The sequence below is a fragment of the Rhodococcus sp. NPDC079359 genome (genome assembly GCF_040702585.1).
In the GTDB taxonomy this organism is placed as follows: Bacteria; Actinomycetota; Actinomycetes; order Mycobacteriales; family Mycobacteriaceae; genus Rhodococcoides.
Map to the genome: position 1 here is coordinate 17,933 of NZ_JBFBLH010000011.1, position 26,360 is coordinate 44,292.

The following is a 26,360-nucleotide window of genomic DNA, read 5'->3' on the forward strand; positions in this document are numbered from 1 at the left end:
TCGATCAGTCGCGAGAACCTCGCGGTGCAGCGCGCTTCTCTAGCGACATAAGCCCGCTAGCGAACAAGAGCCCGCATTCGACTCCAGGAGAATTTTTCGCGTGAGCGCCCCAAGCAGTGCAGACAACATCGACAGCACCACCACTTTCCGCAACGTCGCCATCGTTGCACACGTCGACCACGGCAAGACCACCCTGGTCGACGCCATGCTTCGACAGTCAGGCGCGTTCGAGGAACGTGCCGAAGCGATCGACCGCGTCATGGACTCGGGTGACCTCGAAAAAGAAAAAGGCATCACGATCCTGGCCAAGAACACGGCCGTCCACAAGCGCAATGCCGACGGCACCATCACCGTCATCAACGTGATCGACACCCCCGGCCACGCCGACTTCGGCGGAGAGGTCGAGCGCGGCCTGTCCATGGTCGACGGTGTCGTCCTCCTCGTCGACGCATCCGAGGGCCCGCTTCCGCAGACCCGCTTCGTGCTCCGCAAGGCGCTCGCCGCCTCGCTGCCGGTGATCCTGGTCGTGAACAAGACCGACCGTCCCGACGCGCGTATCGAAGAGGTCGTCTCGGAGAGCCACGATCTGCTCCTCGACCTCGCGTCCGACCTGGACGACGAGGCATCCGAAGCCGCCGAGCTGGCGCTGGACCTTCCGGTTCTCTACGCCTCCGGCCGTGAAGGCAAGGCATCGAAGGTTCAGCCCGAGAACGGCCACGCCCCCGACGCCGAGAACCTCGACGAGCTCTTCGAGGTTCTGCTCAGCTACGTCCCCGCGCCCAAGGGCAACGTCGACGCTCCGCTGCAAGCGCACGTCACCAACCTCGACGCGTCGGCCTTCCTCGGCCGTCTCGCCCTGGTCCGTATCCACAACGGACAGCTCTCCAAGGGCCAGACCGTGAGCTGGATGCGTGAGGTCGACGGCGAGCCCGTCGTCCAGAAGGCCAAGATCACCGAGCTGCTCAACACCATCGGCGTCGAGCGCGTGCCCGGCGAGAAGGGTGTTGCAGGAGACATCGTCGCCGTCGCAGGCTTCCCGGACATCATGATCGGCGACACCCTCGCCGACCTCGAGAACCCGGTTGCCCTGCCGCGCATCACCGTCGACCAGCCGGCCATCTCGGTCACCATCGGCACCAACACGAGCCCGCTCGTCGGACGCGTCAGCGGCCACAAGCTGACCTCGCGCATGGTCAAGAGCCGTCTGGACCAGGAGCTCATCGGTAACGTCTCGCTCAAGGTCCTCGACATCGGTCGCCCCGATGCCTGGGAGGTCCAGGGTCGTGGCGAGCTCGCACTCGCCATCCTCGTCGAGCAGATGCGTCGTGAGGGCTTCGAGCTCACCGTCGGCAAGCCCCAGGTGGTCACCCAGACGGTCGACGGCAAACTGCACGAGCCCTTCGAAGAGCTCATGGTCGACACACCGGAGGAGTACCTCGGTGCCGTCACTCAGCTGCTCGCCGCACGCAAGGGCAAGATGGTCCAGATGACGAACCACGGCGCAGGCTGGGTTCGCATGGAATTCATCGTTCCTTCGCGTGGCCTGATCGGTTTCCGCACCGAGTTCCTCACGGACACTCGCGGTACCGGTATCGCCAACGCCGTCTTCCACGGGTACGCACCGTGGGCCGGTGAGATCCGCGCGCGCCACACCGGCTCGCTCGTGTCGGACCGTCACGGCACCGTCACTCCGTTCGCGATGATCCAGCTGGCCGATCGCGGCACGTTCTTCGTCGAGCCGGGCGCAGACACCTACGAGGGCATGGTCGTGGGCATCAACCCGCGTCAGGAAGACCTCGACATCAACGTCACCCGCGAGAAGAAGCTGACCAACATGCGTCAGTCCTCCGCAGACGTCATGGAGACCCTGGCCAAGCCCAAGAAGCTGGACCTGGAAATGGCCATGGAGTTCTGTGCAGGCGACGAGTGCGTCGAGGTGACCCCCGAGGTCGTCCGCGTCCGCAAGGTGCACCTCGATTCCAACGAGCGCGCTCGTGAGCGTTCGCGGAGCAAGACCCGCGACAAGGCTGCTCTGTAAGACTCACTTCGTGCGGCAGAAGCGACGTGTCACCCTTGTGGGGCGCGTCGCTTCTGTCGCACAAGGTAGCCGACTACGAAGGAGATCCTCGTTGCGCAAGGTGCTGATGCCGACGGTTCTGGTTTCTGCCATCGCTTTGGTACTCACCGCGTGCACTGCGGATCCCCCGCCCCCGATCGAGAGCATCGAGACCACGGTCAGCACCACGATGGTGCCGGCGAAGACCGGTGACCCGGTCGTCGTCGCCATCGACGATGTCGGCATCGGCTTCAACCCCCATCTTCTGGCAGATCAGTCGCCTGCCACTGCCGCGGTCGGTTCACTGGTACTGCCCAGCCCGTTCCGTCCCTCGCGCGACCCGGACACCGGGGTGACGACCTGGGAACCGGACCTGTCGTTGTTGATCTCGGCCGAGGTGACGTCGCAATCGCCGTTCACCATTCGCTATCAGCTGCGCAACGAAGCCCAGTGGTCCGACAGCGCGCCGATCGCCGCCGAGGATTTCCGCTACCTGTGGCAGCAGATGACCACTCAACCCGGTGTCGTCGATCCGGCGGGGTACGCCTTGATCGACGACGTCGCATCCTCGGGCGGTGGCAAGACGGTCGACGTGACGCTCTCGTCGCCGTACCCGGCCTGGCAGCGACTGTTCGCCGATCTGGTGCCCTCGCATCTGCTCAAGGACTCACCCGGCGGTTTTCAAGGCGGCCTGACGGACAATGTGCCGGTCTCCGGTTCTCGGTTCAACATCAAGACCGTCGACCGGGGTCGGGACGAGATTCTGCTCGAACGCAACGACCGATTCTGGGGCGAGCCCGCATCACCCGACCAGATCCTGATCCGCCGCGGGGGCACCTCCGCGCAGCTGGCCGATTCACTGCGGTCCAGTGACGCTCAGATCGCCCAGGTTCGTGGCGACTCGGCCCTGCGAGCCCAACTCTCGGCGATTCCCGGCGTGCGGACCGACACCATCCGACAATCCCGCGTGCTGTCGATGACGGTCAACGGGCGAGCGCCGAACATGTCGAATTCGGTTGTGCGACAGGGGATATTGGGTCTACTCGACCCCGATCTACTGGCGACGGTCGGAGCCGGCGGTGGCGCGACGGATCGCCGGGCTGCAGCGCAGCTGTCCTCGCCGTCCGACCCCGGATACACCGCGACGGCACCGGCCCCCATCGGCAGAACAGCTGCTCTCCAACTGCTCGAACGGGCCGGGTTCGTACCGACACCCGATGCCGTGGTCACATCGACCCCGAACCCGAGCGCACCGACCACCGCCGCTCCGACGACGAGTCCCGACCCGACCTCCACGAGCGCTCCGGGCCCGAGTGTCACCAAGCTTGCGGACCCGACCGGCACAGCGTTGCGGTTCGTGATCGGTGCCGTCGAGAACGACGACATCGCGCTCGCGGTCGCCGGAACGGCCGCAGACGAACTCGTCGGCGCAGGCATCGATGCGACCGTGACCCCACTTCCCGCCGACGAGCTGTACTCGACGGCGTTGATAGACGGAACCGTCGATGCGGTGGTCGGATGGACCAGCGCGGGAGTCGACCCCGCCACGGCCCTCGCCTCCCGGTTCGGTTGCGTCGACGAGCCGGCCGACAGCGGCGGCGACGGCGTCGAGATACCGCGAAATCTGTCCGGCCTGTGTGTTCCGGAACTGCAACCGACGATCGACAGGGCACTGGTGAGCGGTCTCGAGTCCTCCGTGGCCACCAACGACATCGAGCCGAGGCTGTGGTCGCTGGCGTCGACGCTGCCGATCATGCAGGACGCATCCGTGGTGGCCGCCGTACCCGGCATCACCGGCGTCTCGCTGACCGGCCCGGTCGAGGTCGGGATCTTCGCCGACGCGCCGCAGTGGATGCGGACGCCCCGGTGACTCGCATCGATCGCCCCGCCGTCATCGTGTTCGACGTGAACGAGACGTTGTCCGACATGTCCACGATGCCGGCACGGTTCGCCGACGTGGGCGCTCCGCCGCACTTGTTCGCGACGTGGTTCGCGGGCCTGCTCCGGGACGGATTCGCGTTGGCAGCAGCGGATGCTGCCCAGCCCTTCGCCGTCATCGGTTCCGGTTCACTTCGTACGCTGCTGTTCGACACCGCCTCGAACCCGGATCTGGACGCCGCGGTGGACCACATCATGGGTGGTTTCGCGGAGCTCGACGTTCATTCCGATGTCGTCGAGGGAGTGACCGCCCTGGCAGCACTCGGCATCCGGCTGATCACTCTGAGCAACGGTTCGGTCCAGGTGGCACAGACCCTGCTGGACAAGGCCGGAGTGCGCGAGAGTTTCGAGTCGTTGCTGTCGGTGGAGGCCGCCGGTCGATGGAAGCCGCACGCGGACTCCTACCGCTACGCACTCGAGCAGTGCGGCGCGAAGCCGGAGGACGTCATGCTCGTCGCGGTTCATCCCTGGGACATCGACGGCGCGCACCGTGCAGGCTTGGCGACCGCCTGGATCCATCGCGACGGCGGGCCCTACCCGGATTACCTTGCTGCGCCCGACGTGACGGCACGATCGCTACCGCATCTGGCGCAGCTGCTCGGCCGATGACAGCAGTGATGCCGATGCCGGCAGTGATACGGACGACAGAACGAACGGCGAGTAACCAGCGATGACAGGGCAGGCAATGACGGATCAGGCGATGACGGAGCCACAGCGGTTGCTCCTGGTGCACGCGCATCCGGACGACGAAACCATCACCACCGGCGGCACCATCGCGCATTACGTCCGCGCCGGGGCCGAGGTCACGGTGCTCACCTGCTCGCTCGGCGAGGAGGGAGAAGTGATCGGTGAGACGTGGGCCGATCTGGTGGTCGATCGCGCTGATCAGCTCGGCGGCTACCGGATCCTGGAATTGCACCGCGCGCTCGCTGCCCTGGGCTGCAACCCGCCGCGCTTTCTCGGCGGCGCCGGACGCTGGCGGGACTCCGGGATGGCGGGGACGTCGGCGGCTCGCAAACCGCGCGCATTCGTCAACGCGGACCGTGACGAGGCCCTCGGAGCGCTCGTGACGGTCATACGTGAGCTCCGGCCGCAGGTCGTCGTCGGATACGACCCCGAGGGCGGGTACGGCCACCCCGATCACCAGCAGGTGCACTCGCTGGTGACCGAGGCCGTCGAGGTCTGCGGAACCGAGGTCTACCCCGATGCCGGAGCGACGTGGGAGGTGTCGAAGTTCTACTGGACCGTCACCGGACACGATCAACTGCAGTCGGGTCTCGCCGCGATCGACGAGCTTCCGGCCGGATGGCGACTGCCGGTCGACGGTGAGCTGCCCAGCGTCCCCGAAAGCACGATCACCACCAGCATCGACATTCGGGGCGTGCTCGACGCCAAGCGAGAAGCACTGCGCGCACATGCGACTCAGGTGACCGTCGCGCCGTCGGGCAACGAGTACGCACTGTCCAACGACATCGCCCAGCCGATATTGCTCGACGAGCAGTACGTGCTCGTGCGGGGCGAGCCCGGCGGCGATGCGACGGGCAGGGAGACGGACCTTTTCGCAGGCGTACTAGGCTGTGCTTCGCATCACTGAATGACCACAGGGTCGATCTCACCACAGCAGGGGCGGAACACACATGTACAACTGGGTAGTGCAGGACGCCATCGTCGCGTTCGTCGATTCTCTCAAGCCGCAGTTCGGCGCACAGGCAGATCTGTACCAGTACGTTCTGGGTCAGATCGCCATGGGTGCGAGCAATCTGCTCACCTCTCTCGGGTACCCGCCGGTTTCCTGAGTGCCGGCGCACTGAAACAACCAGGGTCAAGGCAGTATTGGGCGCATGATCTCGAAAGCTGCATCCAATACTGTCGCCCTGGTGTCCTGGGCGACGGTCGCAGTGCTGGTGTTCGACGGCTTTCTGTCCGGAATTCTGTCGGTCTTCTTTCTCCCGACCTACCTCGGTTCGGTGCAATTCCCCGTCAGTGCACTGCTCGGCGGAGTTGCCAACGTCGCGTTGATCCTGGCGGCGCGCAAGGTCGCCGAGCGGCCGCTCTGGGTGGCGTCACCCTTGATCGGATGGTTCGCCGCGGTTCTGCTGTGCATGTTCGGCGGGCCCGGCGGCGACGTTCTCCTGCTCGCCGATTGGCGCACCATGCTGCTGATCGTTGCCGGAGCGGGCCCCGCGGGAGTGCTGCTGTTCATGTTCCGGATGAAGGCGATCACAGCAAGCGTGCATGCCGACCCGCATCCCGCAGTACGTCCTCGATCATCGTCGGAGTCAACAGTCCGGTGAAGGTGTTTCGCTGGCTGACGTGATAGCTGGCGAACACGGTGATCGAGCCCAGATCGAGCTTGGCTCCATGGCCGAACTTCGGTGCAGGCCTTGGTATCTCCCATCCATTGGCCGCCAGTATGGGCAACAGGGACTGCCAGCCGAAGGCGCCGAGAACGAGCACCGACCGTAGCGTCGGGCGCAGCAACCGCAATTCGTCGTCCAGCCAGGGCCTGCATGCATCTCGCTCGGCGGGAGTCGGCTTGTTCTGCGGTGGAGCGCAGTGCACCGGCGCGGCAATCCGAACTCCGTTGAGCGTCAACCCGTCTCCGATATGTGTCGCGGTGGGTTGGTTGGCCAAACCGACCGCATGCATCGCGCGATAGAGAACGTCTCCGCTTCGGTCTCCGGTGAACATCCGACCGGTGCGGTTGCCACCGTGCGCTGCCGGGGCGAGCCCGACGATCAGCATGGCCGCGTCGGCGGGTCCGAAGCTGGGAACCGCTCTACCCCAATATGTTTCGTTCGCAAAAGCGGCTCGCTTCTCGAGCGCGACCTGCTCGCGCCATTGCACGAGACGCGGGCAGGCGCGGCATTCCGACACTGCGAGGTCGAGTTCCTCGATGCTCTGCGGCCGCGTCATGTCAGGTTCGGTGCAGCCAGATGTCTCCGGCTCCAGGGGTGACGGCGTCGATCATCGCCCACGCGTTCTCGATGGGGATGTCGATCACCTCGTAGTGACCTACGCCGGCCGGAGTAGCGGCGACGATGGTGGCCACCCCGGCGCGACGCTGGAAGAACGTCTGCCGCACCGTCCAGCCGATGATGCCTGCGGCCTCGAGGCTGTGCCGACTCCTGTCGAGCGAGCCGTGTCGGGTGATGAGCCAACCGGGCAGTACCGCGTGGCCGAGGCCACGGAAGCGATCGTGCGCGAGCCCGAAGGCGGCGAGGAACAACACCCCGAGCGCGATCCAGGCGAGTATCGGGATGGGCGCGCCGAAGTACTGCGCGATTCCCAGGCCGGCCGCGATGACCAACACCGGCAGCACCGCCCGGGTGTAGCGGCGACGCCGCGCCGCGGGTCCGTGTTGCAGCAGGGGGCGGTCGGCACCGCCGTGCAAACCGGCGTCGCCGAGGACCGTGGTCATCATCCGTAGTGCCTCGGCGCGCGGGGCCTGGGGGAGCAGCAGGGACGATTCCTTCTTCTCGGCGCTGACGCCGGTCATGATGGCGTCGAGCCTGGCGCCTTTCACCGCGCGCAGCAGCAGTGGTTCGGACAGTGACGTGCCGCGCAGCCGCTTGCGATCGAGTGTCGACTGGCGGGTCCGCAGCAGTCCATGACTGACGTGCAGCGTGCGCCCCTGATCGGTGACCGTCAGATTGGCGTAGGTCAACAGGTAGCGAACGCACGCGAAGATGCTCGACACGACCAGTAGCGCAATCAGAGCCACGACCACGAACAACGCGATTCCCAGTTGCTCTGCGGAATCGATGCTGTTGGAGACCACCGAAGATTCGGCCAATGTTCGCCCGAGTCCGTACTGGAACAGCACACCGACGGCCGCGGCGATGGTGACGATGCCGGTGATGGAGAACGGCGCGAACCGTACCCACGAGAACTGCCAGTGAGCGATCTCCACTTCGGGTTCCGATGCCGCCGTTGGCATCCCGTCGGACGTCGGTATCTGTCCCGAGACCCGCTGCAGCAGATCCCCACGAAGCGCAGGCACCAGTGACGTGTCGAGTGCGTTGAGCTCGAAGGCCTCGCCGTTGCCTGCTTGTCGGCCGGTGCCGATACGCAGGATGGACAGCCCGAGCACCCGGTGCAGAACGTTCGCCTCCACGTCGACCGACCGAATCCTGTTGCGCGGAATGGACAGAACTTTCTTCTGCAGCACCCCGCTGCGCAGCTGCACGTGCACCGGACCGATCCGGTAACTGGTGGTGAACCACCGCAGGATCGCGAACACCACGACGACCACGAGAATGCCGAGACTCCAGTAGTGGTTGCCGCTCTGGCTGCCGACGAAGAACGAGATCAGCAATACGGGCAGGAGCTTGATGCCCTCGTTCACCGGATGTACCAACAACATTCGCTTGTCCAGGCGCAGCCACGGCTGCTCCTCCTCGACGGCCAGCAGTTCTGCCTGATCCTGCGGGTCCCCGACGGTCACGTTGCGTCTCCGACGGTACGGCCGGCGATGTCGGTGAGTCGCGCGACCGTCTTGTCCGCGACTTCCTGGTCGAGCGCCGTGATCTTCACCGCGCCGGCAGAGGACGCCGTCGTGACCGTGACCGTGGCCAACCCCAGCAGGCGATCGAGAGGTCCACGCTCGGTGTCGACGGTCTGTACCCGCGAGATCGGTGCGATGCGTCGCTCCTGGCTCAGCCAGCCGGTGCGGGTGTAGACCGCGGTGTCGCTGATCTCCCAGCGATGCACGCGATACCGCCACTGGGGCACGATCGCGATGTGCAGCACAGCGAGCACCACCGAGGCGACGAGGACGGCCACATGCGGCCAGGTCGTCCAATTCGAGTCGACGATGGCCCACACGATCTGGGCGACGAAGATCGGTACCCACAGCAGACCGGCACTCAGAGCCCAGAGCAGACGTGCGCGCGGAGACGGTTGCCACTGTGGATCGGTCATCGTTGTCACGGTTGCAAACCTAGCCGTCTGTTCGTGCCGCGGTCGTGACGACGCGGTGCACGAACCGCAACTTCTCGTGCACGGGTTGCGCAATGGTGAATGGATAGAGGTCGCCCTTGCCCATCGACCTGTTGACCCTGTTGAACACTCCCGACAGGATCTGCCAGTCCTCGAGGATGTCGTCGATGTCCGCGTCGTGATAGCTCGTTCGAGGAGCGACATCGTCTCGCATTGCCCAGGCCGCCAGGTCGGCGCGCAACACCACTCCGGACTCGGCGGCTGTGGCCAGTGTGTCGGTGATGTGCAGGTAGTGCGCAAAGCATTCCGCGAAGTCCTCCCACGGATGCATCGTGGCGTACTCCGAGATGAAACTCTGCTGCCAGTCCTCGGGTGCACCGAACTTGTAATGACGTGCGATCGAATCCGAGTAACTTGCGCGTTCATCGCCGAACAGCACTCGACAGTCGTCGATGAGCGGACCGTTCTCGACGAGGATGTTCTCGTAGTAGTGGCCGACCTCGTGCCGCAGATGACCCAGCATGGTCCGATACGGTTCACGAAGCCGCACCCTCAGGGCCTCGCGATGTGCGTCGAGTGACTCCGCCAGGTCGATGGTGATGACACCGTTGGCATGACCGATGGTGATCTGCTGACCGGAGGTCCGGGAAGACAGTAGGTCGAAAGCGAGCCCGCCGTCACGTTGTCGGTACGAATCGACGGGTAGGCCCAGATCCAGCAACTGGAAGAGAAGCTGACGCAGGGAAGCGGATGCGTCGGCCAGCTTTTCCAGTGCGATCGTGTCGTCGCTCTCGGGCCTGCGGCGAATGAGGCGGCCCGCCGCACACTGCCCGCTGCCGGAGTCCTCGGGAACCAGCCAGTTGCAGTGCCACGACCAATTGACGCAACGGTGCCAGCGAACTCCGTCGACGACGATCTCGTCGCCCGGGATCGCGACCAAGGTTCTGGACGGGAGATGAAGGCCGAGCAGGATCGAGCACGATGGGCAGCTCTGCGACTCGAAAGGGGCGAGTCGGCCGCAGGCCGGGCAGGCGAAAGCGCGCATGAACAGGAGCTTCCCACGATGGCGTGCGCTTTCCCGTCCGTACGAACGGCGGCATCCCGAGTCGTTACCGAATGGCGACGCACGGATCGGCGAAGGACTACCGACCCCTGCGGTGGCACGTGCGTACCAGGAAGGCGCATGATCGACTGGTGACTTCGTTGCCTGACACCGCTCCAGCTGCTTCTGCCATGCGCCGCGTACTGCGTCGTGCCCGGGACGGAGTCTCGTTGAACGTCGACGAGGCGACGGTTCTGCTGCATGCGCGTGGGGACGATCTGGTAGATCTGATGGCGTCGGCTGCGCGGGTTCGTGATGCGGGGCTCGAGTCGGCCGGGCGTCCGAAGACGGTGTCGTACTCGCGAAAGGTGTTCGTACCCATCACCCGGTTGTGCCGCGACAAGTGCCACTACTGCACGTTCGTCACGGTCCCGGGCAAGCTCAATGCTTCCGGGCACGGGATGTTCATGGATCCCGACGAGATCATCGACGTCGCCCGCAAGGGTGCCGCGCTGGGCTGCAAGGAGGCGCTGTTCACTCTCGGCGACCGGCCGGAGGAGCGGTGGCCGGAGGCCAAGGCGTGGCTCGACTCCCGCGGCTACGATTCCACGCTCGACTACGTGCGTGCGATGTCGATCAGGGTGCTCGAGGAGACAGGTTTGCTGCCGCACCTCAATCCCGGTGTGATGTCGTGGCAGGAACTCTCGCGCCTCAAGCCGGTCGCTCCGTCGATGGGGATGATGCTCGAGACCACGTCGCGTCGGTTGTTCGAGGAGAAGGGGCAGGCGCACTACGGCAGTCCGGACAAGGATCCCGAGGTTCGTCTGCGCACGCTGACCGACGCGGGACGGCTCAACATTCCGTTCACGACGGGAATCCTGGTGGGAATCGGCGAGACGCTGCGCGACCGCGCCGAGTCGATCATGGCAATTCGCAAGGTGCACAAGTCTTTCGGGCACGTGCAGGAAATCATCGTGCAGAACTTCCTGGCCAAGTCCGATACCGCGATGCGGTCCGTTCCCGACGCCGGTCTCGAGGAATTCCTGGCGACGATCGCGGTGACGCGCATGGTGGTCGGCCCGTCGATGCGAATCCAGGCTCCGCCGAACCTGGTGGCAGTGGAGGAGACCGCAGCGTTGCTGGGCGCAGGCGTCGACGATTGGGGCGGGGTCTCGCCGCTGACCCCCGATCACGTCAATCCCGAGCGGCCGTGGCCGAACCTCGACACCCTGGCGGAACTGTCGGACAAGGCGGGCTACCGCTTGGTGGAACGTGTTGCAGCGCAGCCGCAGTACGTCCTCGCCGGTGCTCCGTGGATCGATCCGCGGATCTCGGCGCACGTTCGGGCGCTGGCCGATCCCGAGACCGGCATGGCGCGCGAGAACGTGAACCCGACGGGTCTGCCGTGGCAGGAGCCGGACGAGGAATGGGAGTCCTCGGGCCGTGTCGACCTGAACACCGAGATCGACACCCAGGGGCGTAATACCGAAACGCGTTCAGATCTGGCGAATGCGTTCGGTGACTGGGATTCGATCCGCGAGCAGGTGCGTGATCTCGCCGGCCTCGAACGGGTGGACCGGGACCTGGTCTCGGCGTTGACAGCTGCGGAGAAGGACCCGGCCGGGTTGTCCGACGAGCAGTACCTCGCGCTCGCGACCGCCGAGGGCCCGGGCATGGACGCCGTCGCTGCCCTCGCCGACGATCTGCGCAAGCAGGTCAACGGAGACACCGTCACCTACGTGGTGAACCGGAACATCAACTTCACCAACATCTGCTACACCGGCTGCCGCTTCTGCGCGTTCGCTCAGCGCAAGGGTGACGCCGACGCATTCACGTTGTCCACCACCGAGGTCGCCGATCGGGCATGGGAAGCGCACGTCGTCGGGGCCACCGAGGTGTGCATGCAGGGCGGGATCGACCCCGAACTGCCGGTGACGGGTTACGCCGACCTGGTCCGCGCGGTCAAGGCCAAGGTGCCGTCGATGCACGTGCACGCCTTCTCTCCGATGGAGATCGTCAACGGGGCATCGCGGGGCGGTCAGTCGATCCGTGAGTGGCTGACCGAGCTCCGGGCCGCCGGGCTGGACTCGATCCCGGGAACGGCTGCGGAAATTCTCGACGACGAGGTCCGCTGGGTACTCACCAAGGGCAAGCTGCCCGCGGCCGAGTGGATCGAAGTGATCACCACCGCGCACGAGGTGGGCCTGCGGTCGAGCTCGACGATGATGTACGGCCACGTCGACAATCCGTCGCACTGGGTCGGTCACCTGAACGTGCTCAAGAAGATCCAGGACAAGACCGGTGGGTTCACCGAGTTCGTGCCGCTGCCGTTCGTGCACCAGTCCTCGCCGCTGTACCTGGCCGGGGCCTCGCGACCCGGCCCGACCAACCGGGACAACCGCGCCGTGCATGCTCTTGCCCGGATCATGCTGCACGGCCGAATCGACAATATTCAGACCTCATGGGTGAAATTGGGAATCACGGGTACACAGGCGATGCTGAACGGGGGCGCGAACGATCTGGGCGGGACCCTGATGGAGGAGACGATCTCACGCATGGCGGGTTCGCAGAACGGTTCGGAGAAGACCGTTGCGGAACTGCACGAGATCGCCGACGGCATCGGACGACCGGTTCGTCAGCGCACCACCACGTACGGCCCGGCTCCGGCGGTGTCCGTTGCCGGCCTGATCTGACCCTCGGGGTCACTCTCGAAATGGAGCTTGTCTGACATGGACGACCGTCGCGTCGCCGCGGTGCTGAGCAGTGCCGTCGCCATCATTCATCCCGTGCTCGACATCCTCGCGACACGCGACCCGATAGGGCTCAAGGGCAGGACGTTCCGCGAGTCCTCCGCGGATGATTCGACCCTCGACAACGTCATCGATTTCCTGGCGAAAGCCTTCGACACCACCGACTTCCCGGGCACCGCAGGCTGGGAGAAGCTCGGCAGTGACGCTCGGTCGCAGTGGTGGGTCAATCGCATCGGAGCTCTCAACACCGTTGCCGTCGCGTTTCCCGGCGTGTTCGGCATCCTGGTCAACCGCCTGCCGATCCAGGATCTGCTCGGGTTCGCCAACCAGGCGATGGTGCTGGTCGCCGTGGCCCGCGAATCAGGGGTGACCGACCGCGAGACGCATGTGGCGCTACTCGGCTCGGTGTTGTGCAAGCGCGACCTGACGTCCCTGGCCGACAGTGCTCCGGCGAAGAAGGAAGAGTCCCCCAAGTCGGGTCCGTTCGCGCTGCTGCGCGGCATGTGGCAGATCGCCAACGTGCTGCGCGACGTCGCAGGCGAGTTGGAGAAGCGTCCGCATCCTCGCGGCATCTACCGCGTGCTCGGTGCCATCCCGGTCGTCGGTGGCGTCGCCGGCTACTTCGGCGAGCGCGGCGCGCTCTCGCGCGCCGCCAAGCAGGGACGCAAGTGGCTCGCGGCCCACAAGAAGGCCTCGGCGCTCGGTGCAGACTCACCGGCAAAGCAGCTGCGGCGATAGCCAACCGGGGCAGGTGAGGCCACCCTGGTCGGTTTGCCCCATGTTCGGACCGCGATACTAGGATGCTCAGGGCGCGCGAGCGCCCACGATCGATACAGGAGGGGAGAGCAGCAGTGACCTACTCGATTGCAGAACCGTGCGTAGATGTACTGGACAAAGCGTGCATCGAAGAGTGCCCGGTGGATTGCATCTACGAGGGTAACCGAATGCTGTACATCCACCCCGACGAATGCGTCGACTGCGGAGCCTGCGAGCCCGTGTGCCCCGTCGAGGCCATTTTTTACGAGGACGACGTGCCCGAGCAGTGGAGCGCATACGTCGGTGCCAACGTCGACTTCTTCGACGACCTGGGATCTCCGGGCGGCGCTGCGAAGCTCGGCAAGACCGACTACGACCCGCCGTTCATCAAGGCTCTGCCTCCCATGGGCGAGAACTGACGCCTTGGCACGCAGAGCGGTGGCAGCGGCGCTGCCCGATTTTCCATGGGACTCGCTGACCGCTGCCAAGGACAAGGCGTCGGCGCACCCGGGCGGCATCGTCAACCTGTCGGTGGGTACACCGGTGGATCCGGTTGCGCAGGTGATCCGCACGGCCTTGAATTCCGTTGCGGGCGAGCCCGGTTACCCCACCACGGTCGGTACCGCCGCATTGCGCGAGGCCGCGGTGGCCGCGCTCGAGCGTCGGTATTCGATCACCGGTCTCTCGCCCGACGCGGTGCTCCCGGCCATCGGCACCAAGGAAATGATCGCCTGGCTGCCGACGCTGCTCGGCCTGGGAGCTGACGACCTGGTTGTCATCCCCGAATTGGCTTACCCCACTTACGAAGTGGGGGCACTGCTGGCGGGTGCGCGAATTCTGCGGGCCGACGGGTTGTCGCGTTTGGGCCCCGAGCGGGCGTCGCTGATCTTCGTCAATTCACCGTCCAACCCGTCCGGCAAGGTGCTCGGAGTCGAGCATCTCCGCAAAGTCGTCGACTGGGCCCGCGAGCGTGACGCCATCGTCGTGTCGGACGAGTGCTACTTGGGTCTGACCTGGGAAGCCGAAGCGGTCTCTGTGCTGGATCCGCGCGTGTGCGACGGCGATCACACCAATCTGCTTGCGGTGCACTCGCTTTCGAAGACCTCGAACCTGGCCAGCTACCGCGCCGGCTTCGTCACCGGCGACGCATCCCTGGTTGCCGAGCTGCTCGAGGTACGCAAGCACGCCGGCATGATGGTGCCGCTGCCGATCCAGGCCGCCATGACCGCCGCACTCGCCGACGACGAGCACGAGAGCATTCAGCGCGAGCGGTACCGATCACGCAGGACTGTATTGAAGGAAGCCGTCGAAGCAGCCGGATTCACCGTCGACCACTCCGAGGCCGGGCTGTACCTGTGGGCTACGCGGGGTGAACCGTGCCGCGACACCGTCGACTGGCTCGCCGAACGCGGCATCCTCGCTGCCCCGGGAGAGTTCTACGGACCGAACGGTGGACAGCACGTGCGCATCGCACTCACGGCCACGGACGAACGCATCGAGGCTGCGGCGGCTCGCCTGCGCGGGTAGTCGGGTTTCTCTGGTGCGCTGAGCGTCCACTATTCGACTTCGCGAGCGGGATTCCGTCGCTGGACGTGAATTGTGGACACTCACGTCAGTTGGCTGGCGTACGACCGCGCGAATCCTCGTCTCGGCTGACGTTGGTGCGCTGAGTGTCCACAATTTCCCACGGCTGACGGGATCCCGCCTGCCGACGTGAATTGTGGACACTCACGTCAGTTGGACCCAGCTCGGACCGGGTGTTCTCATGTACCCATGACCCTCAGCCTGCTGCTCAGCTTCGCCGGTGTGTGCTTTCTGCTGGCGATTCTGCCCGGGCCCGATTCGTTTCTGGTGCTGCGGTACAGCATCGGCGGTCTCAAGCCCGGGATCGCGGCGGCGATGGGCGTCGCGATCGGTGGACTGTTCTGGGCCGTGCTGGTAGCCGTCGGGCTGGCGGCGATCGTCGAGCAATCCGCGACGGCGTATCGCGTCGTCAAGATCCTCGGTGGGCTGTATCTGCTGTACCTGGGCGTGAAGGCTTTCGGGGCGCGACGCAAGAACAAGGTGGCCGGTGAGCCGCTGGTGCCTGTCGCTGCGTCTGCGTGGTCGGCGTTCGGTGCGGGTGTTCTTTCGTGCGCGCTCAATCCCAAGGTCGGACTGTTCTACCTTGCGGTGGTGCCGCAGTTCCTGACCGTGGTCACCTTCGCCGGTGCCATGACGCTCGGGCTGGTCGAGGTGGTTGTCGCCGCGCTGGTGATGGGAGTGTTCTCCGTTCTCGCCTCACGTGCGGTGGCTTTGCTGAGCAGGCCCGCGGTGACCGACTGGCTGGACCGAATCAGCGCTGGATTCCTGGTTGCGCTCGGCGTCGGAACTGTCGGGTCCGCCGCCTAGCGGAGCGCGCCGATCACGGCTCGAGTACCGGCTCGATCCCATCCCAGCCGCCGCGTCGGATGCGCAGGATGTAGACCAGTTCGTTGCTGCCGAACGCCTCGACGGTGGTGAAGCGTTTGGGTTCGGTGTTGACCTCGGGATTGCGTGCGTGCGCTTCCTCGTAGAGCTGAGTGGCTCGAAGATCGGCCAACTCCACCCGGGTCCAGAAGTCGTCGGACTGCACCGAGTAGACCAGCCTGGGCGCGCCGTCGGTGACGTGCGCGATGTCGATGTCGTCATCGTCGGAATCGGAGTCCTCGAGGTCCAGGTCGAGGTCGTCCTCGGAATCGGTGTCCTGCTCGGCGTCGGTTCCGATCAGATAGACACCCGCCTGCAGGTCACCGGCGGCGACCGTCATGTACTCGGCGTAGTCGCCGGTGTCGATTCCGTCCACGTCCATGTATGTACGGTAGCCATGTGCTGCTTCGTTCACTGAACCCACTCGCCGTTGCGCGGGGAGACGATATTCCCGACGCCATCACCATCGACGGTGTCTCGCTTTCCCGTGCCGACATCCTGGGTGCGGCGACCTCGGTTGCCGAACGCATCTCGCGAGCCGACCGCCTCGCGATCTACGCGACGCCGTCGGTCAAGACGGTGCTCGCGGTCGTGGGCGCGCTGATCGCCGGAGTCACCGTGGTGCCGGTTCCGCCGGACGCAGGGATCGCCGAACGCGAGCACATCCTTCGCGACTCGGGTGCCCAGGCATGGCTCGGTGAGGCACCGTCGGACACCTCCGGGCTGGAGGTCCTGCCGGTGCGTCAGCACGCACGCTCGTGGCACAGCTACGCCGAACCGCAGCCGTCCTCGGTCGCGTTCGTCCTCTACACCTCCGGTACCACCGGCCCACCCAAAGGCGTACTGATCTCGCGCAGTGCCATCGCCGCCGGCCTGGACGCGTTGGCGCAGGCGTGGGCATGGACTTCGAGAGACACTGTGGTGCACGGACTTCCGTTGTTCCACGTCCACGGTCTCATCCTCGGTGTCCTCGGCCCACTGCGTGTGGGCAGCCCGCTGATCCACACCGGTAAGCCGACGCCGGAGCTCTACGCGGCCGCGCGTGGATCCTTGTACTTCGGAGTGCCGACCGTGTGGTCGCGCATCGCCGCGGACGAGACGTCCGCCCGCGCCCTGGCCCACGCCCGACTGCTGGTGTCCGGCAGTGCGCCGCTCCCGGTTCCGGTGTTCGAGAAGCTGCGTGAACTCACCGGGCAGGCGCCGATCGAGCGATACGGCATGAGCGAAACCCTCATCACCATCAGCACCCGCGCCGACGGGGAGCGGCGCGCTGGCTCGGTGGGACTGCCGGTCGCGGGCGTCGAGACACGGTTGCGCGGTGAGAAGGGCGAAATCCTGCCGCACGACGGCGAATCCATCGGCGCGCTGCAGATCCGCTGCCCCATGCTGTTCGACGGTTACCTGAACAACCCCGACGCGACAGCGAAGACCTTCACCGAGGACGGCTGGTTCGATACCGGAGACGTCGCCCTCATCGAGCCGGACGGCTTCCACCGCATCGTCGGGCGAGCGTCGACGGACCTGATCAAATCCGGCGGCTATCGCGTCGGCGCGGGGGAGATCGAGACCGTGTTGCTGGGCCACCCGAGCGTCGACGAGGTGGCCGTGGTCGGTATGCCCGACGCCGATCTCGGTCAGCGCATCGTGGCGTTTGTCGTCGGTACCGATGTGGAGGATCGGGTGCTGATCGATCTGGTGGCCACCGAGCTGTCGATTCACAAGCGGCCCCGCGAGATTCGAGTGGTCGACTCCCTCCCGCGCAATGCCATGGGCAAAGTTCAGAAGAAGCTGCTCGGCTGACATCCTCTTGACGACCTAGGTTAGGCATGCCTACTATTCCGGGTCATGACCGCACCTGCGCCTGCATTCGCTATCGGGGAAACCCAGTTCGAGACAAACACGATCGAGGCGGCGACGCGTCGTGAGTTCCTCATCGGCAGCGTCGCGCTTGCGGCCTTGCTGGCCGGATGCGGGAGCGGTGAGGAGCAGCCGTCGGGCGACGGGACTGCAGGGGACGGCTATCCCCGTACGATCGTCGACGATGCCGGTGAGTCCGTCGTGATCGACCGTCGGCCGCAGCGGGTGGCGTGTGTGGCCAACCTGTGGGACCTCGACACGGTGCTCGCGCTGGGCGTCGTTCCCGTGCAGTTCGGGGTGCGCGAGGGCTTCGCCGAGATGATCGGCGCACCGAACAGGTCCTGGGAGTGGCACGAGAACGCCCTCATCGAACTCGGCGGGTCGAGTGAGCGGATCTCCCTCGGCGAGTCGATCGACACCGAGCGCATCGCCGCAGCCGAACCGGATCTCATCATCGGAGACGACGGGGTGGCCGATTCTCGTTCTCAGCTCGAATCGCTCGCCTCCGTTGTCCAGATCGCGTCGTTCGACTGGCGGCGCAACCTCGAGATGATCGGCGACGCACTCGATCGGCGAGATCGCGCCGACGAACTCATCGCGGACACCGAGGCGCGAATGTCCGCCGCGCTCGACGGGCTCGACGTCGGCGGTGCCACGGTCGGTTTGATCGCCGCCTACGACACGTCGATGTTCTACGGGCTGGGGCACGAGTCCATCCCCGCCGTGGATCTGTTCCGACGAGCCGGGTTCACGACGGTCGCCGCTCTGTCCGACGGAGCGACCGCGGACGCCCCGCGCCCCGAGTTCTCCACTGAGAACGCCGACGTTCTCGCCGATGCCGACGTACTCGTCGTGTTCGACTTCGGCTCGGCCGGGATCGTCGATACCGGACTGTTCACCTCGTTGCCGAGCGTCGCGGCGGGCCGGGTGGTGGTGCTCGAGCAAGGCGAAGTGGCTCAAGGCTTCTCGACGTTGAGCCCGCTCAATCTCGACATCTGCATCGATGTGGTCCGCCGCGCAGCCGAACTGCTCTGATGAACGCCGTCGTCAGCGGGGGTGTGAGGTGGCCGTTAGCCTCGAAAGTATGACGACACTCGACGGTGCACGCATTCTCGTATTCGGTGCCAGTGGCGGTCTCGGCGGACCGATCGTCGAGCAGCTCGCGCAGGCCGGTGCTCGGTTGACCGTGAGCGGCCGGAGCATCGAGTCGGACCATCACACGGTCGATGCCGATCTGACGCTTCCGGATTCGGCTCGCTCGGTGGTCGCGGAGGCCGTCGAACACCACGGTGGCTTGGACGGGATCGTCATCGCCGCAGGTGTCGTGGCGTTCGGTCCGGTGACCGAAGTGGACGACGACACCGTCGACGAATTGCTGCTGCTGAACTATCTGGCACCGCTGCGGGTGCTTCGCGAAGCGCTGACCACCCTGGGTCAGGGCGGGTTCGTGCTCAACATCAGCGCCGTCGTGGCCGACAAGCCGATGCCGAACATGGGTGCCTACTCGGCGACCAAGGCCGCGGTGAGCGCATTGCTGAAAAGCGTTCGTACAGAGGCACGTAAGTCGAAGATCCGAATCGTGGACGTGCGTCCGCCGCACACCGAGACGGGACTGGCGACACGGCCGATCGCCGGGCAGGCACCGAAACTACCGCAGGGTCTGACTCCGGATGCGGTGGCCGCACGTATCGTCGCGGCGATCGTCGACGATGAGACGGACGTCGGCGCGGATCAGTTCTCGTAGGCTATTGTCGGCATCGTGACCGAGACACACGTGATCGACGCAGCCAGAAGGCTCGTGCGTCGTCGCACCATCGACTTCGGTCTCGTCTGCACTTCTTCCTGTTCGTAACTGTCGATCGAACCCATCCCCGACGAGCATTTCGCGCTTCTCGGGTCGTTCCGGCAACCCTCGAATCGAACAGGAATTTCCCATGACCACATCTGTGTCTCATCTCGGCGGCGTCATCGCTGCCACCGACGATGCCGTGCAGGCCGATCCGAAGAACGCGCAGGCAGTCTTCCGGGCTTCGGTCACCGCGCACGACGCTGTTGCCAGCACCGTCACCTTGGGCAAGTACACCGTCGAGGTCGACGAGCCCCCTGCCCTCGGCGGTGAGAACAAGGCGGCCAACCCGGTCGAGTACTACCTGGCGTCGCTGCTGTCCTGCCAGGTGGTCACCTACCGCGTCTGGGCGGAGAAGCTCGGGATCGTCGTCGACGACATCAAGGCCAAGGCCGAGGGTGACCTCGACGTTCGCGGCTTCTTCGGTTTCGACGACGACGTTCGTCCCGGGTTCGGTGAGGTGCGCGTCGTCGTGACCGTCTCCGGTCCCGAGTCACGGGAGCGGTACGAGGAGCTGCAGAAGGCCGTCGACGACCACTGCCCCGTGCTGGATCTGACGCGCAATCCCACTCCGATCCACACCGTTCTCGAAACGGCCTGACGTCATGAGCGAACGGACATTCGGCCTGCGTACCAGAGCAATTCACGCCGGAGCGAGGCCGGATCCTTCCACCGGTTCGCGTGCGGTGCCGATCTACCAGACGGCGAGCTACGTGTTCGAGAATTCTGCGGACGCAGGCGATCTGTTCGCTCTGCAGAAGTACGGCAATGTCTACAGTCGTATCGGTAACCCCACCGTCGCCGCCTTCGAGGAGCGCATTGCGAGCCTCGAAGGCGGCATCGGAGCGGTTGCGTTCGCCAGTGGGTTGGCGGCCGAGTTCGCAGTGTTCGCTGCGCTTGCCGGCACCGGAGACCACATCGTTGCCGCGGCCGGGCTGTACGGCGGCACGGTGACCCAGCTGGACGTCACGCTCCGTCGCTTCGGCGTCGAGACCACGTTCGTTCCCGGCACCGATCCGTCGGATTACGCAGCAGCGGTGACGGGTTCGACCAAACTGATCTACGCGGAGATCATCGGTAACCCGTCGGGGGAGATCGCCGACCTCGAGGGTCTCGCCGCCGTCGCCCACGATCACGGAATTCCGCTGGTGATCGACGCGACGATGGCGACGCCGTGGCTCAGCCGGCCTATCGAATTCGGTGCCGACATCGTGATTCACTCGGCGACGAAGTTTCTCGGCGGGCACGGTTCGACGCTGGGGGGAGTGGTGGTCGAGTCCGGACGATTCGACTGGGGCTCAGGCAAATTCCCGCAAATGACAGAACCGGTGGCCTCCTACGGCGGGCTGTCGTGGTGGGGAAACTTCGGCGAGTACGGCTTTCTGACCAAACTGCGCAGTGAGCAACTGCGCGACATCGGGGGCGCGTTGGCACCGCAATCGGCGTTCACCTTGATCCAGGGGGTGGAAACGTTGCCGCAGCGCATGGACGCGCATGTCGGCAATGCCCGAGTGGTCGCCGAATGGCTCGAAGCAGATTCCCGGATCGAGTACGTGAGATGGGCTGGGCTGGAGGGGCATCCGCATCACGACCGCGCAGCGAAGTACCTACCCGCCGGCCCTGGTGCGGTATTCGCTTTCGGAATCGACGGTGGCCGCGAGGCCGGTCAGGCGTTCGTCGAGAGCGTTCAGGTCGCCAGCCATGTCGCCAATATCGGTGACGTGCGCACGCTGGTGATCCACCCGGGCAGCACCACCCACCGACAACTGAGTGACGAGCAACTCCGCGGAGCAGGTGTCGGCCCAGAGCTGATACGCATCAGCGTCGGACTCGAAGATGCCGAGGACATTCTGTGGGACCTGGATCAGGCCCTGACACTGGCAACAGGAAAGGCGCGGTCATGAGCGAACGCACCTGGCAGGGCCCGTCCGCGCCGCAGCGGCAACGCATCCTGCGTGAGACGAAGACCGTCGCGATCGTCGGTGCGTCCAAGAATCCCTCGCGGGCAAGCTACTTCGTCAACCGGTATCTGTCGTCGACGAGCAACTACGAGATATTTCTCGTGAATCCGACGGTTGCCGACATCGAGGGCACGCCCGTGTACCCGACGCTCGCCGATCTCCCGAAGAGACCGGACATGGTGGACGTGTTCCGCAAGTACGACGACTTGCCCGACGTTCTCTCCGAAACCATTGCAGTGCAGGCGAAGACGATCTGGTTGCAGCTGGGACTGTGGCACGAGCAGGTGGCCCACGACGCCGAAGCAGCCGGATTGAACGTCGTCATGGATCGGTGCCTCAAGATCGAACACGCCCGATTCCACGGAGGGTTGCATCTGGCCGGATTCGATACGGGAGTGATCGATTCGCGTCGTACGCGCGGTTAGCGGTTCAGGCCTTCAGCAGGCGACCGCTGATCTTCGCGGCCAGTGAACGTGGGGCCAAACGCACACCGCCGGCGCTGATCTTGTTGGACAGGCCGGATACGACGCTGGCGGGGGTGCGGCGAGAATCCAACGCGCGCATAGCCGTCGAGACCACCTGCTCGGAGGTCTGGTAGTTACCCACCGCGGCGTCGCCGGTTCCGACGACGTCGAAGAACTCGGTGCGGGTGGGGCCGGGGGAGAGCGCGAGAATCTTCAGCGACGAGGTGCGGTGCTCGAATGCCAGCGCTTCGGTGAAGTTGAGGACGAAGGCCTTCGTGGCACCGTAGACGGCCATGTTGGGGGTGGGTTGGTACGCAGCAGTACTCGCGATGTTGATCAACGCGCCGGTGAGGTTCGGCAGAAATGCGTGCGTCAGGTCGACCAGGGCGCTCACGTTCAGTGCGATCTCGGCGGCGATGCGCGCAGGATCCTCGTCGGTGAACTTTCCGTGCGTCCCGAAGCCTGCATTGTTGACGAGGGTTGTGGGGGTGATTCCCTTGTCCACCAGCGTGGTTCGCAGGGCTGCGCCGACACCGGGCGCGCCCAGGTCCATGACCACGACGGTGGCCGTCACGCCGTGCTCGGTTTCGATGCGCCGCGCCAGGGTGTTCAACCGATCGGCGCGTCGTGCCACGAGGACGACGTTCTCGCCGCGTGCGGCGAAGCGGGTGGCGAATTCCTCGCCGAGGCCCGAGCTTGCTCCGGTGATGAGCGCTGTGGAAGTCATGGCAGCCAATGTAGGCAGTGTCAGCATTGTTGTCAACGCCAACATCACCTAGGGTGAATGCATGGCAACGCAGCGCTACCACCACGGCGACCTGCGCGCGGTGTTGCTCGACGAGGCCGAACGGAGCATCGCGCACGGCGGAGTCGAGGCGTTGTCGCTTCGGCAGCTGGCCAGAGATGTCGGCGTCAGTCACGGTGCCCCGGCGCGCCACTTCCGCGACAAGCAAGCGCTCCTGGATGCGCTGGCGCTGCACGGTTTCGAGGAACTGAACCGCCGGATGGTCACAGCGGCAACGGGGCCCGGTGAGCTGATGGCTCGGTTCCGTGGAGTTGCCCGCGCCTACGTGGGATTCGCCGTCGAACACCCGGAGTTGCTGGACGTCATGTACAGCACCAAGCATCATCCCGACGCCAGCGAGAAGCTGAAAAGTGTTGCGCACGAAAGTATGACCGCTACCGAGGCATTGCTCGGCGAAGCCATAGCAGCCGGTGTGATCACCGAGGCTCCAACGGAGATCCTCGCGCGAGTGGCATTCGCGAGCGTGCACGGACTCGCGATGCTGGCCACCGGCGACCTGCTCGACGGCGTCCCGACCGAGGATCTGCTCGACGCCACCGTCGACACACTGCTGCGCGGGTTCACCTAGGTTGAACGGCATGACCGAATACGACCTGCAACGCTTCGTCGACGCTCAGGATCCCGTCTGGACTGTGGTGACGCGGGAGCTGAAAGCGGGACGGAAACAGACGCACTGGATGTGGTTCGTGTTCCCGCAGTTGGCCGGCTTGGGGCGTAGTGCGACCGCTCAGCACTTCGGCATCGCGGATCTGACCGAGGCGGAACTGTATCTGTCGCACGAAGTGCTTGGGCCTCGCCTGAAGAAGGCGGCACGGCTTGTGGTGGCTGTCGAAGGACGGACGGTCGACGACATCTTCGGCTATCCCGACAACCTGAAGCTGCATTCGTCCATGACGCTGTTCGCCGAAGCTACCGGGGGTCCGTCCGTATTCGGCGAAGTGTTGCAGAAGTACTTCGTCGGTGAATTCGATGGCCCGACACTCGACTTGCTCGACGAGCGATACCGCTAGCATCGCACCCATGACCACTCCACTCGCCGGATCCATTGCCTTCGTCCACGCCAGCTGGCACCTGGACATCGTCGATCGCGCGCGAGTGGGATTCGCCGCCGAGCTGAAGGAGCTCGGTCGGGGCGAGACGCCCATCGACGTGTTCGAGGTGCCCGGGGCATTCGAGATCCCGCTGCACGCACAGCGGCTCGCCAAGACCGGAAAGTACTCGGCGATCGTTGCCGCCGCGCTGGTGGTGGACGGCGGAATCTATCGACACGACTTCGTCGAAACGGCGGTCATAGACGGCCTGATGCGAGTGCAGCTGGACACCGACGTGCCGGTGTTCTCCGTGGTGCTGACGCCACACCACTTCCACGAACACGCTGACCACAAGGCCTTCTTCACCGCGCACCTGGAGACGAAGGGTGCCGAGGCGGCGCGGGCGGTTGTCAAAACTCTGGCGTCACTGGGGACCATTACATAACGGTTCAATCCCTCACACGGTATCGGTTGTGGATACTCGATGCTGCGAGCGAGCCCGACTACGACGGATCCCCGGAACTGGTACTGGCCGAGCTCGAAAGACGGGAACCGATCTTCCACCGCCGCGAGTTCGGTACCACGCGCGAGGACTTCGATCGGCTCACGGATGCGAACTTCTGGGAGACCGGTGCCTCCGGTCGTCGCTACAGTCGCGAACACGTCTGGGCTGTTCTTGCGCAGCGATATGCGTCCGACCCCACCGGTCGGCACGACTCCGACTGGACTGCCAGTGAGTTCGAGCTCCGCGAGATCGCCCCGAACGCTTATCTACTGACCTACTCGCTCGAACAGCACAATAGATTCACCCGCAGAATGACGTTGTGGCAGCGACGCGAGGGTGATTGGAGAATCCTCTATCACCAGGGAACGCCCGTAGCCGGGTCCGTCGCCGATACCACACCCCACTGACAGGTTCTGCATAGTGAATAGTTAAGCAGGGCAACAGTTTTCGATTCAACGATGGTTGCTAGTCGAACGCACGTTCGATACACTTGCTTCCATGACCACGGAGATCTGGCAACTGAGCGAGAGCGAACTGCTCGCCGACGCCGCCACGGTCTCCCACCAAATTCAGTTGTTGGAGGCCCGACGCATCGCCCTCGTCGCCGAGATCGACACCCGCGTGAGCCGCGAAAAGCTCGGATTTCCCGGACCCGCCGGCTGGCTGACCTCCACCACCCTGCTCTCACCGTCCAAGGCCACCAAGATCGTCGCCCTCGCCCGCGGCATGAAGAACTTCCCCGACATCGCCGACGCCGTCAACACCGGCAGCATCTCCATCGACCACGCCGCCCTCATCCTCACCTTCGCCGAAACCCCACCGAAGGACCTCCCGGAAGAGGGCCGCGATATGGCCCGCACCGCGCTGATCGCCGCCGCGACCGGGCCCGAAGCGCGCACCGGCCGGATCCGGGCAGCGATCACCAAGCTCGAGGACGAGTTCGGCGGCAAGACCCCACCACCCGAGAACACCGACCGCAACGAACTGTTCGCCTCGACAACCTTGAACGGACGTCTGGTGGCGAAGATGGATGTCGACGCTGTCACCGGAGAAAAACTCCTCACCGCACTCTCACCGCTGACCGAACCGCAACCCGCCGCAGACGGCACCCCAGATGACCGCAGCCCCGCCAAACGGCGCGCCGACGCCTTCGGGCACATCCTCGACCAATACCTCGCCTCGAGCAATCGACCCATCGAAGGCGGTGAACGCCCGCACCTGAATCTGCACATCAGCCTGCGCGATCTCACCGACCTCCGCGACAGCGCCGACACCGCCGACACCGCCGACACTGCCGACACTGCCGACGCCGACGACATCGCAGACGACGAAACTGCACGCGCAGCAACCGAATCCGACACTGTCGATCCGGTCGACATCAACACCGGACACCCGATCACGCCCGATGCTGAAGAGAAGTCGGATGACGACACAGGCAGTGGCTGCGGAAGCGACGCTGCCCCGGATCGTGGTGCCTATCGGGACCTGTTCGGCGACGGCACGTCAGTCGGCTGGCTGCCGTGGATGGGACCACTCTCCCGCAATGCTTCCCGCCAACTCGCCTGCGACTGTGTTCTCACCGCCATCGTGATGGACGAGGACGGTAACCCGCTCAACCTCGCCCGCACCGCCCGCACCGTCACCGCCAAACAACGAAAAGCCCTCACCGCCCGCGATCACGGCTGCGCGTTCCCCGGCTGCGGAAAACCCGCCGCCTGGACCGAAGGACATCACATCTGGCACTGGGCCGACGGCGGCCCCACCGACATGGACAACCTGGTCCTACTGTGCGGATTCCACCACCGCCTGATGCACCACAGTGACTGGGAAGTGTTCATCGGCACCGACAACCACCCCTGGTTCGTCCCACCCGCCACCGTCGACCCTTACCGACAACCGCGACAATCCCACGCCCGCGCAGGCCCCCACATCGCCTGACCCCCAAGAAAAGCTCCAGCCC

Annotated in this window: 28 protein-coding genes; 22 read left to right on the forward strand and 6 right to left on the reverse strand. The window is 65.3% G+C overall.

Going from position 1 to position 26,360, the window contains the following annotated elements:
- Window positions 1–100: 100 nt before the first annotated feature.
- From typA to AB0362_RS21805, 6 genes are all read left to right on the forward strand, one after another.
- On the forward strand, window positions 101–2,038 hold the full coding sequence (gene typA / locus AB0362_RS21780; RefSeq protein WP_068052974.1) for a translational GTPase TypA: 1,938 nt from the start codon (window positions 101–103) through the stop codon (window positions 2,036–2,038).
- A gap of 106 nt (window positions 2,039–2,144) precedes the next feature.
- Complete coding sequence (locus tag AB0362_RS21785) at window positions 2,145–3,926, forward strand: ABC transporter family substrate-binding protein (RefSeq protein ID WP_317533367.1); 1,782 nt, start codon at window positions 2,145–2,147, stop codon at window positions 3,924–3,926.
- A complete protein-coding gene (locus AB0362_RS21790; RefSeq protein ID WP_317533279.1) occupies window positions 3,923–4,603 on the forward strand; it encodes a haloacid dehalogenase type II in 681 nt (226 codons plus the stop codon). The genes AB0362_RS21785 and AB0362_RS21790 overlap by 4 nt, the downstream gene beginning before the upstream one ends.
- 91 nt (window positions 4,604–4,694) lie before the next feature.
- Window positions 4,695–5,588 carry an N-acetyl-1-D-myo-inositol-2-amino-2-deoxy-alpha-D-glucopyranoside deacetylase gene (gene mshB / locus AB0362_RS21795; protein WP_317533278.1) on the forward strand — a complete coding sequence of 298 codons (894 nt, stop codon included), beginning with the start codon at window positions 4,695–4,697 and terminating at the stop codon, window positions 5,586–5,588.
- 43 nt (window positions 5,589–5,631) lie between these two features.
- Complete coding sequence (locus tag AB0362_RS21800; RefSeq protein ID WP_008714214.1) at window positions 5,632–5,790, forward strand: hypothetical protein; 159 nt, start codon at window positions 5,632–5,634, stop codon at window positions 5,788–5,790.
- Window positions 5,791–5,835: 45 nt separating this feature from the next.
- Window positions 5,836–6,288, forward strand: coding sequence for a hypothetical protein (locus AB0362_RS21805; RefSeq protein ID WP_068052980.1), 453 nt, complete (start codon window positions 5,836–5,838; stop codon window positions 6,286–6,288).
- Here the strand turns inward: AB0362_RS21805 and AB0362_RS21810 are convergent.
- The 4 genes from AB0362_RS21810 to AB0362_RS21825 all read right to left on the reverse strand — a co-directional run bounded on the left by AB0362_RS21810 (window position 6,215) and on the right by AB0362_RS21825 (window position 9,980).
- Window positions 6,215–6,910: a uracil-DNA glycosylase gene (locus AB0362_RS21810; RefSeq protein ID WP_269595299.1), complete on the reverse strand. Its 696-nt coding sequence runs from the start codon at window positions 6,908–6,910 to the stop codon at window positions 6,215–6,217. The two genes, AB0362_RS21805 and AB0362_RS21810, sit on opposite strands and share 74 nt — an antisense overlap.
- A 1-nt stretch (window position 6,911) precedes the next feature.
- Entirely contained in the window at window positions 6,912–8,360 is a 1,449-nt protein-coding gene (locus tag AB0362_RS21815; RefSeq protein ID WP_317810610.1) for a PH domain-containing protein, read from the reverse strand.
- Window positions 8,361–8,437: 77 nt separating this feature from the next.
- Entirely contained in the window at window positions 8,438–8,917 is a 480-nt protein-coding gene (locus AB0362_RS21820) for a PH domain-containing protein (protein ID WP_068052988.1), read from the reverse strand.
- 19 nt (window positions 8,918–8,936) lie between these two features.
- The gene (locus tag AB0362_RS21825) at window positions 8,937–9,980 is read right to left on the reverse strand and encodes a putative zinc-binding metallopeptidase (protein ID WP_317810599.1); all 1,044 of its coding nucleotides are present in this window, start codon (window positions 9,978–9,980) and stop codon (window positions 8,937–8,939) included.
- Between the two features lie 149 nt (window positions 9,981–10,129).
- Between AB0362_RS21825 and AB0362_RS21830 the strand changes: the two genes are divergently transcribed.
- The 5 genes from AB0362_RS21830 (at window position 10,130) to AB0362_RS21850 (ending at window position 15,874) form a co-directional block, all read left to right on the forward strand.
- Window positions 10,130–12,670: a bifunctional FO biosynthesis protein CofGH gene (locus tag AB0362_RS21830; RefSeq protein ID WP_317810598.1), complete on the forward strand. Its 2,541-nt coding sequence runs from the start codon at window positions 10,130–10,132 to the stop codon at window positions 12,668–12,670.
- A 36-nt stretch (window positions 12,671–12,706) separates the two neighbouring features.
- Window positions 12,707–13,465 carry a hypothetical protein gene (locus AB0362_RS21835; protein ID WP_317533277.1) on the forward strand — a complete coding sequence of 253 codons (759 nt, stop codon included), beginning with the start codon at window positions 12,707–12,709 and terminating at the stop codon, window positions 13,463–13,465.
- Between the two features lie 113 nt (window positions 13,466–13,578).
- Window positions 13,579–13,902 carry a ferredoxin gene (gene fdxA / locus AB0362_RS21840; protein ID WP_008714223.1) on the forward strand — a complete coding sequence of 108 codons (324 nt, stop codon included), beginning with the start codon at window positions 13,579–13,581 and terminating at the stop codon, window positions 13,900–13,902.
- Between the two features lie 4 nt (window positions 13,903–13,906).
- Complete coding sequence (gene dapC, locus AB0362_RS21845; protein ID WP_317533276.1) at window positions 13,907–15,010, forward strand: succinyldiaminopimelate transaminase; 1,104 nt, start codon at window positions 13,907–13,909, stop codon at window positions 15,008–15,010.
- A gap of 246 nt (window positions 15,011–15,256) precedes the next feature.
- Complete coding sequence (locus tag AB0362_RS21850; protein ID WP_317534011.1) at window positions 15,257–15,874, forward strand: LysE family translocator; 618 nt, start codon at window positions 15,257–15,259, stop codon at window positions 15,872–15,874.
- 13 nt (window positions 15,875–15,887) lie between these two features.
- On the opposite strand, the gene AB0362_RS21855 is transcribed toward AB0362_RS21850, so the two are convergent.
- Entirely contained in the window at window positions 15,888–16,313 is a 426-nt protein-coding gene (locus AB0362_RS21855; protein ID WP_149407913.1) for a hypothetical protein, read from the reverse strand.
- 2 nt (window positions 16,314–16,315) lie between these two features.
- On the opposite strand from AB0362_RS21855, the gene AB0362_RS21860 reads away from it, so the two are divergent.
- The 6 genes from AB0362_RS21860 (at window position 16,316) to AB0362_RS21885 (ending at window position 22,020) form a co-directional block, all read left to right on the forward strand.
- Window positions 16,316–17,731 (forward strand): acyl-CoA synthetase, encoded by a 1,416-nt coding sequence (locus tag AB0362_RS21860; protein ID WP_243596825.1) that lies wholly within the window; start codon window positions 16,316–16,318, stop codon window positions 17,729–17,731.
- A gap of 45 nt (window positions 17,732–17,776) precedes the next feature.
- The gene (locus AB0362_RS21865) at window positions 17,777–18,823 is read left to right on the forward strand and encodes an ABC transporter substrate-binding protein (protein WP_317534013.1); all 1,047 of its coding nucleotides are present in this window, start codon (window positions 17,777–17,779) and stop codon (window positions 18,821–18,823) included.
- Window positions 18,824–18,872: 49 nt separating this feature from the next.
- The gene (locus AB0362_RS21870; protein WP_317534014.1) at window positions 18,873–19,532 is read left to right on the forward strand and encodes an SDR family oxidoreductase; all 660 of its coding nucleotides are present in this window, start codon (window positions 18,873–18,875) and stop codon (window positions 19,530–19,532) included.
- Between the two features lie 190 nt (window positions 19,533–19,722).
- Window positions 19,723–20,235: an OsmC family protein gene (locus AB0362_RS21875; protein WP_317534015.1), complete on the forward strand. Its 513-nt coding sequence runs from the start codon at window positions 19,723–19,725 to the stop codon at window positions 20,233–20,235.
- 4 nt (window positions 20,236–20,239) lie between these two features.
- The gene (locus AB0362_RS21880) at window positions 20,240–21,538 is read left to right on the forward strand and encodes an O-acetylhomoserine aminocarboxypropyltransferase/cysteine synthase family protein (protein WP_317534016.1); all 1,299 of its coding nucleotides are present in this window, start codon (window positions 20,240–20,242) and stop codon (window positions 21,536–21,538) included.
- Window positions 21,535–22,020 (forward strand): CoA-binding protein, encoded by a 486-nt coding sequence (locus AB0362_RS21885; protein ID WP_317534017.1) that lies wholly within the window; start codon window positions 21,535–21,537, stop codon window positions 22,018–22,020. The genes AB0362_RS21880 and AB0362_RS21885 overlap by 4 nt, the downstream gene beginning before the upstream one ends.
- Before the next feature lie 4 nt (window positions 22,021–22,024).
- On the opposite strand, the gene AB0362_RS21890 is transcribed toward AB0362_RS21885, so the two are convergent.
- Window positions 22,025–22,786, reverse strand: a complete 762-nt coding sequence (locus AB0362_RS21890) for an SDR family oxidoreductase (protein WP_243596831.1) — start codon at window positions 22,784–22,786, stop codon at window positions 22,025–22,027.
- A gap of 61 nt (window positions 22,787–22,847) precedes the next feature.
- On the opposite strand from AB0362_RS21890, the gene AB0362_RS21895 reads away from it, so the two are divergent.
- The 5 genes from AB0362_RS21895 (at window position 22,848) to AB0362_RS21915 (ending at window position 26,338) form a co-directional block, all read left to right on the forward strand.
- Entirely contained in the window at window positions 22,848–23,432 is a 585-nt protein-coding gene (locus AB0362_RS21895; RefSeq protein WP_317534018.1) for a TetR/AcrR family transcriptional regulator, read from the forward strand.
- Window positions 23,433–23,442: 10 nt separating this feature from the next.
- The gene (locus AB0362_RS21900) at window positions 23,443–23,874 is read left to right on the forward strand and encodes a DUF1810 domain-containing protein (protein ID WP_317534019.1); all 432 of its coding nucleotides are present in this window, start codon (window positions 23,443–23,445) and stop codon (window positions 23,872–23,874) included.
- A gap of 10 nt (window positions 23,875–23,884) precedes the next feature.
- Entirely contained in the window at window positions 23,885–24,340 is a 456-nt protein-coding gene (locus AB0362_RS21905; protein WP_317534020.1) for a 6,7-dimethyl-8-ribityllumazine synthase, read from the forward strand.
- 26 nt (window positions 24,341–24,366) lie between these two features.
- On the forward strand, window positions 24,367–24,807 hold the full coding sequence (locus AB0362_RS21910) for a DUF4440 domain-containing protein (protein WP_317534021.1): 441 nt from the start codon (window positions 24,367–24,369) through the stop codon (window positions 24,805–24,807).
- Between the two features lie 91 nt (window positions 24,808–24,898).
- The gene (locus AB0362_RS21915) at window positions 24,899–26,338 is read left to right on the forward strand and encodes a DUF222 domain-containing protein (protein WP_317534022.1); all 1,440 of its coding nucleotides are present in this window, start codon (window positions 24,899–24,901) and stop codon (window positions 26,336–26,338) included.
- Window positions 26,339–26,360: the final 22 nt, after the last annotated feature.